Annotated in this window: 7 protein-coding genes; 3 read left to right on the top strand and 4 right to left on the bottom strand. The window is 72.9% G+C overall.

Annotated features, from left to right (window positions below; translation table 11 throughout):
* Position 1 precedes the first annotated feature (1 nt).
* A complete protein-coding gene (locus tag OOK34_RS25500; protein ID WP_267036181.1) occupies positions 2-862 on the bottom strand; it encodes an alpha/beta hydrolase in 861 nt (286 codons plus the stop codon).
* On the bottom strand, positions 859-6,054 hold the full coding sequence (locus OOK34_RS25495; protein ID WP_267036180.1) for a caspase family protein: 5,196 nt from the start codon (positions 6,052-6,054) through the stop codon (positions 859-861). Before OOK34_RS25495 ends, OOK34_RS25500 begins: the two co-directional genes overlap by 4 nt.
* Positions 6,055-6,206: 152 nt before the next feature.
* On the opposite strand from OOK34_RS25495, the gene OOK34_RS25490 reads away from it, so the two are divergent.
* Complete coding sequence (locus OOK34_RS25490; RefSeq protein ID WP_267036179.1) at positions 6,207-7,286, top strand: NAD(P)-binding domain-containing protein; 1,080 nt, start codon at positions 6,207-6,209, stop codon at positions 7,284-7,286.
* A gap of 110 nt (positions 7,287-7,396) precedes the next feature.
* On the opposite strand, the gene mltG is transcribed toward OOK34_RS25490, so the two are convergent.
* Complete coding sequence (mltG, locus tag OOK34_RS25485; protein ID WP_267036178.1) at positions 7,397-8,335, bottom strand: endolytic transglycosylase MltG; 939 nt, start codon at positions 8,333-8,335, stop codon at positions 7,397-7,399.
* Positions 8,336-8,397: 62 nt separating this feature from the next.
* A complete protein-coding gene (locus tag OOK34_RS25480; RefSeq protein ID WP_267036177.1) occupies positions 8,398-10,287 on the bottom strand; it encodes an ABC transporter ATP-binding protein in 1,890 nt (629 codons plus the stop codon).
* Between the two features lie 85 nt (positions 10,288-10,372).
* Here OOK34_RS25480 and OOK34_RS25475 point away from each other — a divergent pair, with 85 nt between their 5' ends.
* Entirely contained in the window at positions 10,373-10,843 is a 471-nt protein-coding gene (locus OOK34_RS25475; RefSeq protein WP_267036176.1) for a MarR family winged helix-turn-helix transcriptional regulator, read from the top strand.
* A 103-nt stretch (positions 10,844-10,946) separates the two neighbouring features.
* Complete coding sequence (locus OOK34_RS25470; protein WP_267036175.1) at positions 10,947-13,883, top strand: FAD-binding and (Fe-S)-binding domain-containing protein; 2,937 nt, start codon at positions 10,947-10,949, stop codon at positions 13,881-13,883.
* The last annotated feature ends 37 nt before the right edge of the window (positions 13,884-13,920 follow it).

The raw sequence follows: 13,920 nt of genomic DNA, 5'->3' as shown, positions 1-13,920 counted from the left end.
CTCAGGAACTCCGCCCGGCCAGCGCCGCGCCGATGGCCTCGCCGCTCTCACGGGCCGTCAGGTAGGGCCGTACGTCGTGCGCCTTGGCCCCGTTGTGGATCGGCACGTCCCGGACCCGGTCCCCGAACAGCGGCCCCAGCTCCTTGGCCAGCGCCACGAGGTCCCCCCGGTCGGCGATGTTCACCCACCGCCGCACCGGGGCGGGCCAGCGGGCGCGCCCGGCGTGCGGCGGCGGCAGGAGCCGGTCGAAGACCAGGTTGCGCACCCCGAGCGGGGAGCCCAGGGTCACCAGCGTCACGTCGGGGCGGTCGGGGCGGGCGCACAGGGCCTCGTAGGCGACGACCGAGCCGAGCGAGTGCGCGACGACCACCTCGGTGCGGTCGCCGAGGGCGCGCTCGAACCGCTCCCGGACCGCCGCGCGCGTCTGCGGTTCGGTGAAGTAGCGCCGGACCTGCCGGGCCGCGCCGATCATCAGCCGCTCCCCGACCCCGGCGAAGAAGGCGGAGTGGCTGAGCGCCTCCAGGGCTCGCTGCACGGGGTGCGGGGTCCGCGCCCGCGTCCGGTCCCCCGGCCCGGACACGCGCGGGTCGAGCCGGGCCGCGTACTCCCACCACTGGAGCAGGAGTTCGCGCTCGATGCCGTCCTCCACGTCCGAGGCGTCGAGCTCGGGCGACCCGATGCCCCGGTGACCGGCCTGCCGGAAGAGGTCCCCGTAGAAGGCCATCGCGACCTCGTCCCGCGCCGGTTTCTCCCCGCCCGCGAGTACGAGCCCGTCGCAGAGCGCGGGATACCACTCGGCGAGCAGCGACTCGGGTCCCACGGTCTCCTGGGCGATGCCGTGCACGAACACGATCCGGCTCACGGCCGCACCTCCGTCAGGGTCAGGGCGACGACGCCCATGTCGGTGGCCACGCAGATGTGGCCTTCGCGGTCGACGGAGAAGCCGTTGATGCTGCTGCCGACGTTGATCTCGGAAGTCCAGGCGAAGGTGTTCATGCGCCCGACCCGCAGCAGGCCGTGCCGGTCGGCGGCGACCAAGGTCGGGACGCCCCGGACCTCGGCGAAGCGGATCGCGCTGACCGCAGAGGCGAACGGCGGGAACTCCCCCACCACCATCCGGCCGCCGTCGAGCCTGCGGACGTGGAGGTGGCCGTCGCCCGATCCGATGACGGCGAGCTCGGTCCCGTCGAGGCGCACCAGCTCGAGGGCGGTGGCGCCTAGTACGTAGCCGGTCATCGGGGCGCCCACAGGGTTGCCGGTCTCCAGGTTCCACAGCCGTACGGTGCCGTCGTGCGAGGCGCTCGCCAGGGTGTGGACGCCGTCGACCATCAGGTCGCGCAAGGCCGACACCATGAACGTATGCCCGGACATCGGCCCGCACACCGTCGCCTGGGTGTGCAGATCCCAGGCCTCCAGAACGTTGTCCTCGTCGGCCGACACCATGACCTGCCGGTCACCCGAACGGAAGGTGTGCGTCATGTGTGCGGCGCCGGGCCGCTTCACCAGCCGTCGGCGGGTCACGACGTCCCAGGCCTCCGTCACCGCCCAGTTGCAACGGATCACCATGGTCTGTCCGTCCACCTGGACTGTCGAGATGTGGCGGAGGGAGCCTTCGTGCGTGAGCTGCGGTGCCACCCGGCTCCCGTCTGTCAGATCGTGCTGACGGACGACACCTGTGCTACTTCCGGTCACGACCATCGGCCGGCCGTCCGGTCCGTCGATGATGTCGGCGGACACCAAACTCTTTTCGGCTCCGCAGAGCGGTTCGCCGACGGGGTGCATCCCGCTAAGGTCCCAGACCGAGACCTCCGGATATCCGGTGGTGATGACGACCGCCGCCCCGTCCACCCGGCCGAAAACCGGAGGGGCATACCTGTTCACCGGCCCCAGGCGCCAAGCCGGTTCGGGAAGCGGCCCCTCCTCGCCGTACCTCTCCGCACGCCAGACGCGCACCTGATTGACGTCACCACTCGTGGCGACGAGCGACTCTGTGCCCAGCCGTACGAAAGTCGCCCCGATGTACCCTCCGGCATGCCCCGGGAACGGGCCCGCGACCAGGTCACCACTGACGACCTCACGGACATGGATGTTGTTGCCCTCCATCGCGGCGAGCACCACGGCCCGTCCGTGATGGAAGGCCACCCCTACGGTTCTGGCGTAGCGGAACAGGTCCCTCACGCTTCGGTGTCCCAGCCTGCGGGCACTGGGGCCGTCGGCTCCCGGTGCGACCCTCCACACGTACGCGTGGGCGAGGCTGGTCGCCACGGCGACCTCCAGCGCACCGCCGTCGCACCGTACGGCCAGATGCTGGACATCGCCCACGTGACCCGTCAGCGGAAGGCCGAGCGGCGCCCCGGACTCCACGTCCCAGATCAGGACGGTACCGTCCTCGCTTCCGCTGATCAGGACGGGTCTGGCCGCCAGAGAGCCGAAGGCTACGCAGGCGACCGCGTTCGTGTGACCCGCAAGTTCGGCGCCCTCGATGCGGCCCTCCGTCCGGACCCACAACCGGACCCTCGTGTCCGATCCGCCGGTCGCCACGATCAACCGGCCCTGGAACACGGTGGCGGCCACCGCTCTCACGTCCCCGGTGTGACCCTCCAGGGCCGCGCCCAGCTGCTTGCGGGTACGCAGATCCCACACCCGGGCCGTGCCGTCCACCCCTCCAGTGACTACGAGGGGCCGCCCTCCCATCTCGCAGAAGGCAGTGGCGGACACCGACCGGGTGTGTCCCAGGTCAGGCTGGTCCGCTGCCAGGTCCCAGATCCGCGCGGTGTGGTCCGCGCCCACGGTCACGGCGAGTGAGGCCTCGCCCCGGACGGCGAGGGCCCCGGCGGTCATGGTGTCGAGATGGCCGCGCATCGGCTGGCCGAGTTGACGCAGCGTTCGCAGGTCCCAGAGCCGTGCACCTTGCCGAGAACTCGTCAGCACTACCGGACGACCCCCGAACTCACCTACGACCGCGGACTTCAGACCGCTGGCGTAGGAATCCTCGGTGTGCGCCTCGACGGGCTCGCCGATCTGCCGCCGGCCTGCGAGGTCCCAGCAGCTGAGCATGCCGGTCGAGTCCCCCACCAAAGCGATCGAGCGCCCGTCCAGTTCGGCAGCGCACACCGCCTGCACGTCACCGGCAGGGCCGATCAGCGGATTTCCGTCGAGCCGGGCGTCCCCTCCCTCCAGTACCTCGTCCAGGTCCCACACATGGACGGCTTTGTCATCGCCCCCCGTGAGCGCGATCGGACGGCCGTCGAGCCTGCCGAGGTCCACGGCGCGGACCGACCTGCGGTGCGCGGCCAGCGGTCGGCCCAGCTGGCGCCGGTCCTGGAGGTCCCACAGGCGGGCCGTGCCGTCCGAGCTCCCTGTCAGCACCATGGGGCGGCCGTGCACCTCACCCATGGCGATCGACAGGATCCGGTTCGTATGGCCGCCGAGCGGCTCCCCGTACTCCTGGCCGGCCGAAAGATCCCAGACCCGGACCGTCCCGTCGTCACCGCCGGTCAGGGCGACCGTGTAGTCCCCGAGTTCACCGATCGCGAGGGCGTTCACGGGGATCCCGACCGGGAGCGGCTCGCCGATCTGGCGCTGGGTCGTCAGGTCCCACACCCGCGCCGTGGAGTCCTCGCTGCCCGTGACCGCGATGGGTCGGCCGTCGAGGGCGCCCACCGCGACGCAGCCCACCGGCCGGTCGTGGCCGCCCAGCAGACGGTGGGCCCCGCTGGTGGACCACCAGGCCCAGGCGGTCGACCACGGGCGGGCCACGGCGAGTTCGTCCACCCGGTCGGCCAGACGGTCGGCCTGGCAGCGGCGCGCCGAAAGCTGGAGGTCGGCCGCGCGATCCCCGAGCGGGGTGTCGGGGGTGAGCCGGTGAGCGATCTGCTCGTAGGCGCCGCGCACCCCCGGGACGCCTTCACCCTCCATGGCGGCGAACGCCCGCAGCAGTGTGAGCGGTTCGCTGGCCAGCAGGAAGCCGGGGTCCTCCATCAGCTCCGCCAGCCGTCCGGCCGCGACGGCGTGGGTCGCGAGGTGCTGTCGTACGTAGGGCACGGCAGCGAACCAGTCCGGCTGCTGTGCCGCCGCCTGGGGCACGAGGCCCGTCAGGGCATCGACGACCGCGTGCTGGATGTCGGGCGCGCCCTGAGCGGCCGTCGCGCGCAGATGCTCCGCGAGGGCCTTGTGGTAGAGCCGATACGCTGAGCGGCGGTCGTCGTCAACCACCTCCGCGATGTACGCCGCGGCGACGTCGAGGGCCCAGCTGACGTCCTCCTCCGAGCAGGGGACTCCGGAGATGGCGGAGCTGAGCCCGGTCCACACCCGGCCGCGCGGCAGCCCCTTGCCCTCGGAGAACGCCAAGGCCAGCAGCATGCGGCGCACCCGGGGCTCGTCGGGGCCGAAGCGGGCGAGGTAGTCGTCGAAGGCGTCGCCGACCTCGCTGGGCAGGTTCTCCTCCCAGCCCAGCCGGCCGACGTCCACGGGTACTTCGTCGGAGCGCAGCGTACGGGCCGTCATACGGGCGTAGAGGTAGACCCCGGCCGCCTTGTCGGCCACGCCGCGCGCGACGGTCCAGGCCAGTCCGCGGCGGTCCCTGTACGGGGTGCGTACCTCTGCCTCCTCTGCGGCGAGCAGGACGCGGGCGACGTAGGCCGTGACGTCCTCGATCCCCGCCCGGTACTCCTCCCGGTCCAGGTCCATGCACGTGAAGGTGGGGCCGAGCGGGGTCACCAGTTCGCGCCGGGTGCCCACGAGGAGGCGTACGCCCTGGATCTCCGCCATCGGGCGCAGCAGTTCGCGGGTGATGCGGCGGGGTTCGCCGTGTCCGCCCGCGTCGGCGGCCGTGTCGGATCCGGCCTCGTCCACGGCGTCGACCACGATGACCAGCGGGGGTCCCTGGCGGCCGCGCCGGGTGAGTTCCTGGAGGAGGGTGGCGGCGCCGTCCGCCTCCGTGCCGAGGGCCGACGCGATGCGCTCGACGATCTCCTCGAGGCGTTTGTGGCGGGCGTGGACGGCCGCGGTCACGCAGTTCTTCGGGACCACGGTGCTCGGGTCGACGTCGCTGAGGTCGAGGCGGGCCCGGTAGGCGGGGTCGGAGAGGGCGACGATCCGGCCGAGGACGGCGGACTTGCCGCAGCCGGGGACGCCGGTGACGACGCGGCCCCGGCCGTCCCCCTCCTCTGCCGTCAGCCAGGCGGCCAGCTCGGCGAGCACGTTGACCCGGCCGCTGAAGTAGAGGCCCTGTTCCGATTCGAACTCGACCCCGCGCGAGCGGGGTCCGAAGTGCTCGGCGAGTTCCCTGGCGGCGACCCGCCCCTGGACCTCAAGGTCCGTGCCGGCCGGCGGTAACTCCTCGCGGTAGCCGGAGTTGGCGAGGAACGGGGCGAGTCCGGTGACCAGGGCGCTGGCCAGCTCGGCCCGCTGGCCCCGGCCGGCGGCGTCGAAGCGTTCGTTGACCGCCTTCACCAGTTCGGTGAGGTCGAGGTACTGCTGGCGCTGCCCGGTCCGCTCGGTCGTGGTCGCGATGGCCTCGCCGAGGACGGAGACGAAGGCGCCGTCGAGGGCGAGCTCCTTGCGCCGGGCGGAGGCCAGGAACCAGAGGCCGGCGGAGGCGTCGGCGGCGGCTCCGCGGTAGATGATCGTCTGGAGGGCGGCGGCCGAGGCCTCCGCCGTGCCGGCGCCGGCCGAACAGGTGTCGAGGATCAGCAGGAGGTGGCGCAGTCCGCCCTTGCAGAGGATGCGTACGAGGTCCTCCGTGGCCAGGGCGGTGGCGGCCAGGTCGGTATCGCGGGTGTCCCAGCACAGCAGGTAGTGCCGGTCGCGTTCCTCGACGGCGCCGTGGCCGGCGAAGTAGACCACCACGACGTCGTCGTCCGAGAGCTTGGTGTCCGCGGACCAGTGGCTCAGCTTCTGGCGCAGCTGTTCGGCTCCGTCGTACTCGCCCAGTCCGGAGAGTACGCATTCGTAGCCGAAGTCCGCGAAGAGGGAGGCCGTGGCGCGGATGTCCGGGGGGACCGAGTCGAGCTGATCCTCCGGGGGGAGGTGGCAGTACCTGCCGGTACCCATCCCGATGAAGAAGCGCCGCCCCACCAAACCGCCCCCCGTACTGGCCGTTCGTCTCCTGTCGCAGCTGCCGACTCTAGCGACGCCCGCCCCCGGCGCGCAGGGCCTTCGGATCATCCGGGAAGATCCCGCGACCCCCGCGAGTTAGTAGAACCGTGAACGAAATGCTGAGGGACGCGGCGGACGTGGACGTGGTGGTCGCCGGCGCCGGGCAGGCGGGCCTGTCCAGCGCGTACCACCTGGCCCGGGCGGGGATCGGGCACGTGGTTCTGGACCATGCGCCCCGCCCCGGCGGGGCCTGGCAGTACCGCTGGCCCTCGCTGACCTACGGCAGGGTGCACGGGATGCACGCGCTGCCCGGCATGGAGCTGGTCGGAGCCGACCCGCTGCGGCCGTCGTCCGAGGTGGTCGGGGAGTACTTCGCGGCCTACGAGGAGCGCTTCGGCCTTCGTGTACGCCGTCCCGTGGACGTCACCGCGGTACGCGAGGGGGCGGGCGGTCGCCTTCTCGTGGAGTCGGCGTCCGGCAGCTGGTCCGCGCGGGCGCTGATCAACGCCACCGGGACCTGGGACCGGCCGTTCTGGCCGCGCTACCCGGGGCAGGAGCTGTTCCGGGGGCGCCAGCTGCACACCGCGAACTACCCCGGGCCGCAGGAGTTCGCCGGGGCGCGGGTGGTCGTGGTGGGCGGCGGCACGTCGGCGGTGCAGCACCTGCTGGAGATCGCCCAGGTGGCGGCGGGGACCACCTGGGTCACGCGCAGGCCGCCCGTGTTCCGCGAAGGGGGTTTCGGGGAGGCGGAGGGCCGGGCGGCGGTGGGCCTGGTGGAGGAGCGGGTCCGGCGGGGACTGCCCCCGCAGAGCGTGGTCAGCGTGACCGGGCTGGCCCTGACCGAGGCCGTCCGGGCGGGGCTGGACTCCGGGGTGCTGGACCGGCTGCCCGTCTTCGACCGGATCACCCCGTCCGGTGTCGCGTGGGCGGACGGGCGCAGCGTGGACGCCGACGTGATCCTGTGGGCCACCGGCTTCCGGGCCGCCGTCGACCACCTGGCTCCGCTGCGGCTGCGCGAGCCGGGCGGCGGGATCCGGCTGGAGGGCACCAGGGCGGTGCGCGACGAGCGGGTCCACCTGGTCGGCTACGGCCCGTCGGCCTCGACCATCGGCGCCAACCGGGCGGGCGGCGGCGCGGTGCGTGAGATCCGCCGCCTGCTGGCCCGGGTCCCGGCGGTACGGGCCTGACGCGCGGCGGCGCCCGGCGACTCGCGGCGGGCGGCGGGCGGGGCGGGCGGCAGCCCGGCCGGCGAGGCGGGCTCAGCCCCCGGCGGGCGGGGCGCGGCGGTGGCGCCTCCTCATTTCACGGCGGGGCCCTTCCCCGGGGGTCCGGCCTGCGCAGGGGGTGGTCCGGGCTGGGCGGGCGGGGGTGCGGCCTGGGCGCGGGCCGGTGAGCCGGAGGCGGCACGCAGCCGGTTGAACTCCGCCACGTGCTTCTTGTGCTCCTCGTAGCTCGCCGAGAAGCGGGTGTCGCCGGGCTTCACGGTGACGAAGAACAGCCAGTCGCCGGGTGTCGGCGCGACCGCGGCGGCCATGGCCTGGAGGCCGGGGCTGTCGATGGGTGTGGGCGGCAGGCCCTGGCGCTCGTAGGTGTTGAAGGGGTGGTCGATGCGGGTGTCGCTGAGCTTGGTGTCCAGGGTGTTGCGGTTCAGCGCGTAGTTGATGGTGGAGTCCATCTGGAGCGGCATCGACTTCGCCAGCCGGTTGTGGACCACCCGTGCGACCTTGCCCATGTCCGCCGGGGTGTCGGCCTCCGCCTCGATGACGCTGGCGAGGGTGGCCGTCTGGTACGGGGTCATCCCGTGCGCCTTGCCCCCGTCGGCCACCGCTCTGGTGGCGAGCTTCTGGTTCGCCGTCCGCACCATGGAGGCGAGCAGGGTCGCCGGGGTGGACTTCGAGGTCACCGGGTACGTCGCCGGGAAGAGGTAGCCCTCCGGGTTGCCCTTGGCCTCTGCGGGGAGGTCCAGCGCGGCCGTGGCGACGGCCGACTTGGTGGCGCCGGCGGGGAGTTTGAGTTCGCGGTCGACGGCAGCGTAGACCTGGTGGGCCCGCCAGCCTTCGGGAATCAGCAACCGGCGCGGTTTCTCTGGCACTTCCTCGCCGGGCAGCAGTGGTTCGATCACCACCGTCGCGAGGCCGATCCCCAGGAGCGCGCCGAAGAGGAGCACCACGCGGCCTCGACGGGTGAGCCGGGAGCGGCGCGGTGGCGGCTGGTACGGCTGGGACTCATCAGGCATGCGGGCACGTTAACTCCCGAACCGGGACCTTCCCGGCATCACACCCCGCTTAAGTCGTACGATCACACGTTCACCGGAGTCGGTACGGGCTCCCCCGCGGGCCCCCGGTCGGAGCCGCCCCGCTCCTTGCCGTGCGGCTGCGCGGCATCCCGGTCCCGGCGGACCAGCGCGGCGTACCGGCCGCCCGCCCCCAGCAGTTCCTCGTGCGTCCCGCGCTCGGCTATCCGGCCGGCGTCCAGGACCACGATCTGGTCGGCGTCCCGGATGGTGGAGAGGCGGTGGGCGATGGTGATGGTGGTGCGGCCCTTCGAGAGGTTGTCGATGGCCCGCTGCACGGCGTGCTCGGTACGGGTGTCGAGGGCGCTGGTGGCCTCGTCGAGGATGAGCACCGGCGGGTCCCGGAGGATGGTGCGCGCGATGGCCAGGCGCTGCTTCTCGCCACCGGAGAAGCGGTAGCCGCGCTCGCCCACCAGGGTGTCGTAGCCGTCGGGCAGGGAGTCGATGTGGTCGTGGATCTGCGCCGCCCGGGCCGCCTCGACGATCTCCTCGTCGGTGGCGTCCGGCTTGGCGAAGCGCAGGTTGTCGGCGACCGAGGCGTGGAAGAGGTAGGTCTCCTGGGAGACCACGCCTATGGAACGGGCCAGCGAGTCGAAGTCGAGGTCGCGCACGTCCACCCCGTCGAGGGCGACCCGTCCGCCGGTCACGTCGTAGAGCCGCGGCACCAGGTAGCTGAGCGTGCTCTTGCCGGAGCCGGTCGGGCCGACCACGGCGAGGGAGCCGCCGGCCGGGACGGTGATGTCGATGCCGGTGAGGGTGGGGCCGGTCTTGGCCTCGTACGCGAAGTGCACGTCCTCCAGCCGGATCTCGCCCCTCGCGCGGTCCAGCCGGACGGGCTCGTCCCGCTCGGTGATGTCCACCGGCAGGTCGAGGTACTCGAAGATCCGGGCGAACAGTGCGAGCGAGGTCTGGATCTGCACACCGGTCGACAGCAGGCTCACGGCGGGCCGGAACAGGCCCTGCTGGAGGGTGACGAAGGCGACGAGGGTGCCGACGGAGAGCGAGGGGGCTCCGCTCTGCAGGGCGATGCCCGCGGCCCAGTAGATGAGCGCGGGCATGGCGGCCATGACGATGCCGATGGTGGACATCCGCCAGCGCCCGGCCATGCTGGAGCGCACTTCGAGGCCGACGAGCTTCTCGGACTCCTCGGAGAAGGCGGCGGTGAGGGACTGCGAGCGGCCCATGGTGCGGCCGAGCAGGATGCCGCTCACCGAGAGGGACTCGGTGACCGTCGCGGCCATGGCGGCCATCTGCTTCTGCCGCTGCATGGTGATCTTCTTGCGCTCGCGGCCCACCCGCCGGCTGATCCACACGAACAGGGGCAGCAGCAGGAGGGAGACGACGGTCAGCCGCCAGTCGAGCGCGAGCATCGCGACGACGGAGGCGATCACGGCGGTCAGGTTCGACACCAGCGAGGTCGCGGTCGAGGTGACCGTGGCCTGCATTCCGCCGATGTCGTTGGCTATGCGGGACTGCACCTCGCCGGTGCGGGTGCGGGTGAAGAAGGCCAGCGGCATCCGCTGGAGCTGGGCGTAGACGGCGGTGCGCAGGTCGTGCATGACGCGCTGGCCGACCGTGGTGGAGATCAGCGTCTGGAGCACGCCGAACACGCTGGTCACGACCGCCGTGAGGATCATGCCGAGCGCGAGCAGGCTGAGCAGCCCGGTCCGACCTTCGGGGATCGCGACGTCCAGGATCTCGCGCAGCAGGAACGGCGAGGCCACGCCGACCAGCGAGGACGCGCCGACCAGCGCTCCGACCACGGTGAGCCGGCCGCGGTAGGGGCGGAACAGGCCGATGATGCGGCGCAGCTCGCGGGGGCGGTCCGCCGGGGCCGGGCGGGTGGGGTCGAGGGCTTCGTTCGATGGGGTCCACTTCGGTTCGTCGTGGCGCATGGGCCTCCTTCTGAGGGGACTCCGATGAGCATAGCTCATTGTTACCTACACTCACAATGAATTCGGTCCTGGTACTGTTCCCAGTATGAGCACCGGTTCCGAGACCGACACCCGCGATTCCACCGACGGCGTCCTGGCCGAGCAGCTGCTGCGCCTGACGCGTCGGCTCCACCGCATCCAGAAGCGCCACATGGAACCCCTCGGGATCACCCCCGCCCAGGGCCGGCTGCTGCGCCTGGTCTCGCACTACGGCGGGGACCAGCCGCCCCGAATGGCCGATCTGGCCACGCGCCTTGAGGTCGTACCGCGCGCCGTGACCACCCTCGTGGACGGGCTGGAGGCGGCCGACTGCGTACGCCGCGCGCCCGACCCCGCGAACCGGCGCGTCATCCGGATCGAGCTCACCGAAACCGGTCGCGCCACGCTGCGCCGTCTGCGCAACGCGCGAACCGACGCCGCAGAGGAGATCCTGGCTCCATTGACCGCCGGACAGCGCGAGGTGCTCGGCGGCCTGCTGAACGCGTTGGCGGACGCCCCCGCGGAGCGCCGCTGCTGAGACGGACGGAGCGGCCGGGGCGTAGGCCGCCGCCGGTGCCGGCGCCGTGCCGGACGCGAGCCGGACGCGAGCCGGACGCGAGACACAAGGCAAGGGGCTGCTCATGCCGCTGCTCGAACCGAAGCCGGGGGCCCTGCGCCCGCGCGGCCTGGGCGCCCCCGCCCCCGACCGGGTCCCCGACCGGCTGGCCGCCGGAACCCCGCCGGCCCTGCGCGCCGAGCTGACCGAGCTGCTCGGTGCCGAGAAGGTGCTGTGGAAGGTCTCCGACCTGGTCCGCTACGCCACCGACGCCTCCCCGTACCGGTTCGTGCCGCAGGTCGTGGTGATCGCCGAGGACATCGACGACATCTCCGCGGTCCTCTCGTACGCCCACGGCAGGCAGCGCGAGGTGGTCTTCCGCGCCGCCGGCACCTCGCTGAACGGCCAGGCCCAGGGCGAGGACATCCTGGTCGACGTACGCCGCCACTGGGCCGGGATCGAGGTCCTCGAGGGCGGCCGCCGCGCCCGGATCCAGCCCGGCACCACCGTGTTCCGGGCCAATGCCGCCCTCGCCCGGCACGGCCGGATCCTGGGGCCCGACCCGGCCAGCGCCATCGCCTGCACCCTGGGCGGGGTCGTCGCGAACAACTCCTCCGGCATGACCGCCGGGACCACGAGGAACTCGTACCGCACCCTCTCCTCGCTCACCCTGGTCCTGCCGACCGGCACCGTCGTCGACACCGCCGACCCGCTCGCCGACGAGGAACTGGCCCGCGCCGAACCGGCCCTGTGCCACGGGCTGATGGAGGTCAAGGGGGAGATCGAGGCCGACCCGGCCCTCGTCGCCCGGATCCGCGCCAAGTACGAGATCAAGAACACCACCGGCTACCGGCTCGACGCCTACCTGGACGGCACCACCCCCGTCGAGATCCTGCGCGGCCTGATGGTCGGCTCCGAGGGCACCCTCGGCTTCATCTCCGAGGTCGTCTTCGACACCCTCCCCCTGGACCGCGAGCTCACCAGCGCCCTGCTCTTCTTCCCCTCCCTGCCGGCCGCGGCCGCCGCCGTCCCGCTCTTCAACGGGGCCGGCGCCCTCGCCGTCGAGCTGATGGACGGCAACACCCTGCGCGCCTCGGTCAGGGTCGCGGGCGTGCCCGCCGACTGGGCGGAGCTGCCCAAGGACACCGCCGCGCTGCTCGTGGAGTTCCGCGCTCCGGACGCGGCGGGCCGCGCCGAGTACGAGCGCCGCGCGGCCGCGGTGCTGGCCGGACTGGAGCTGGTCGCGCCGGTCGCCTCCGTGACCAACGCCTTCACCTCCGACCCGGGGACCATCGCCGGCTACTGGAAGGCGCGCAAGGCCTTCGTCGCCGCCGTAGGCGGGGCCCGCCCGTCGGGCACCACCCTGATCACCGAGGACTTCGCCGTACCTCCGTCCCGGCTGGCCGAGGCCTGCGAGGCCCTCCTCGCCCTCCAGGCGGAGCACGGCTTCGACGCGGCCGTCGCCGGGCACGCGGCCCACGGCAACCTGCACTTCCTGCTCGCCTTCGACGCCGCGAAGCCGGCCGACGTCGCCCGGTACGCGGCCTTCATGGACGACTTCTGCCACCTGACGGTAGAACGCTTCGACGGCTCCCTGAAGGCCGAGCACTCCACGGGCCGCAACATGGCCCCCTTCCTGGAACTGGAGTGGGGGGCCAAGGCCACCGAACTCATGTGGCGGACCAAGCGGATCGTCGACCCGGACTCGGTCCTCGCCCCGCGGATCCTCCTCGACCGCGATCCGCGGGCCCATCTGCGCGGCCTGAAGACGATCCCGCAGGTGGAGGAGGTGGCCGATCCCTGCATCGAGTGCGGGTTCTGCGAACCGACCTGCCCCAGCGAGGACCTGACGACCACTCCGCGCCAGCGGATCGTGCTGCGCCGCGAGATGATGCGCCAGCAGCCGGGCTCCCCCGTGCTCGCCGGGCTGCTCGACGCCTACGGCTACGACGCCGTCGACACCTGCGCGGGCGACTCCACCTGCAAGCTCGCCTGCCCGGTCGGCATCGACACCGGCGCACTGATGAAGGACTTCCGCCACCGCCGGCACAGCCCCCGCGAGGAGCGGGCCGCCGAACTGGCCGCCCGGCGGTTCCGTACCGTCGAGGCCGGTGCCCGGCTGGCCGTGGCCGCCTCCGAGAAGATCACGCACGCGGTCGGGGACCGGGTGCTGACCGCCGTCACGGGGGCCGCGCGCAAGGCCGTACGCCCCGACCTGGTGCCGGAATGGCTGCCGCAGATCCCGGGGGCCGCCGCGCGCAGACTGCCCGTGACCCGGCGGGTGGGCGCGGCCGCCGTGTACTACCCGGCCTGTGTCAACCGGATCTTCGGCGGTCCCGGGGGCCGTCCCGGGCCCTCCCTGCCGGAGGCCGTGGTGGCCGTGTCGGAGCGGGCCGGGAAGCCGGTGTGGATCCCGCGCGACGTGAGCGGCACCTGCTGCGCGACGATCTGGCACTCCAAGGGCTACGAGGCCGGCGCCCGGCTGATGGCCAACCGGATCGTCGCGGCCGCCTGGGGCTGGACGGCCGGAGGGCGGCTCCCGCTGGTGGTCGACGCGTCCTCCTGCACCCTGGGCATCGCGCACGAGGTGGTCCCGTACCTGACCGAGGACAACCGCGCCCTGCACGCGGAGCTGCGGATCGTGGACTCCGTCGTCTGGGCGGCGGAGGAACTGCTGCCGCACCTGGAGATCCGGCGCACCGTCGGCTCGGCGGTCCTGCACCCGACCTGCTCGATGCGGCACCTGGACGACGAGGCGCAGCTGCGCACGGTGGCCGAGGCCTGCGCCGCGGAGGTGGTGGTCCCGGACGACGCGGGCTGCTGCGCCTTCGCGGGCGACCGCGGGATGCTGCACCCGGAGCTGACGGCCTCGGCGACCGCGCGGGAGGCCGCGGAGGTGACGGCACGACAGTTCGACGCACACCTGTCCGCCAACCGGATGTGCGAGGTGGGAATGGACCGGGCCACCGGGCGCAGCTACTACTCGGCGCTGCTCGAACTGGAACGCGCGACGCGCCCCTGAGCGCCCCCGGGCGCCCGGGCGTACGCGCCGCCGCGCG

It is taken from the genome of Streptomyces sp. NBC_00091 (genome assembly GCF_026343185.1).
Taxonomy (GTDB): Bacteria; Actinomycetota; Actinomycetes; order Streptomycetales; family Streptomycetaceae; genus Streptomyces.
This window is presented reverse-complemented; position numbering and strand designations above follow the sequence as displayed.

What these genes read in the sequence shown, in the direction of transcription:
- OOK34_RS25475 (WP_267036176.1), top strand. Translation starts at nt 10,373, where the DNA reads ATGAGCACCGGTTCCGAGACCGACACCCGCGATTCCACCGACGGCGTC.
- mltG (WP_267036178.1), bottom strand. Translation starts at nt 8,335, where the DNA reads ATGCCTGATGAGTCCCAGCCGTACCAGCCGCCACCGCGCCGCTCCCGG.
- OOK34_RS25470 (WP_267036175.1), top strand. Translation starts at nt 10,947, where the DNA reads ATGCCGCTGCTCGAACCGAAGCCGGGGGCCCTGCGCCCGCGCGGCCTG.
- OOK34_RS25495 (WP_267036180.1), bottom strand. Translation starts at nt 6,054, where the DNA reads ATGGGTACCGGCAGGTACTGCCACCTCCCCCCGGAGGATCAGCTCGAC.
- OOK34_RS25480 (WP_267036177.1), bottom strand. Translation starts at nt 10,287, where the DNA reads ATGCGCCACGACGAACCGAAGTGGACCCCATCGAACGAAGCCCTCGAC.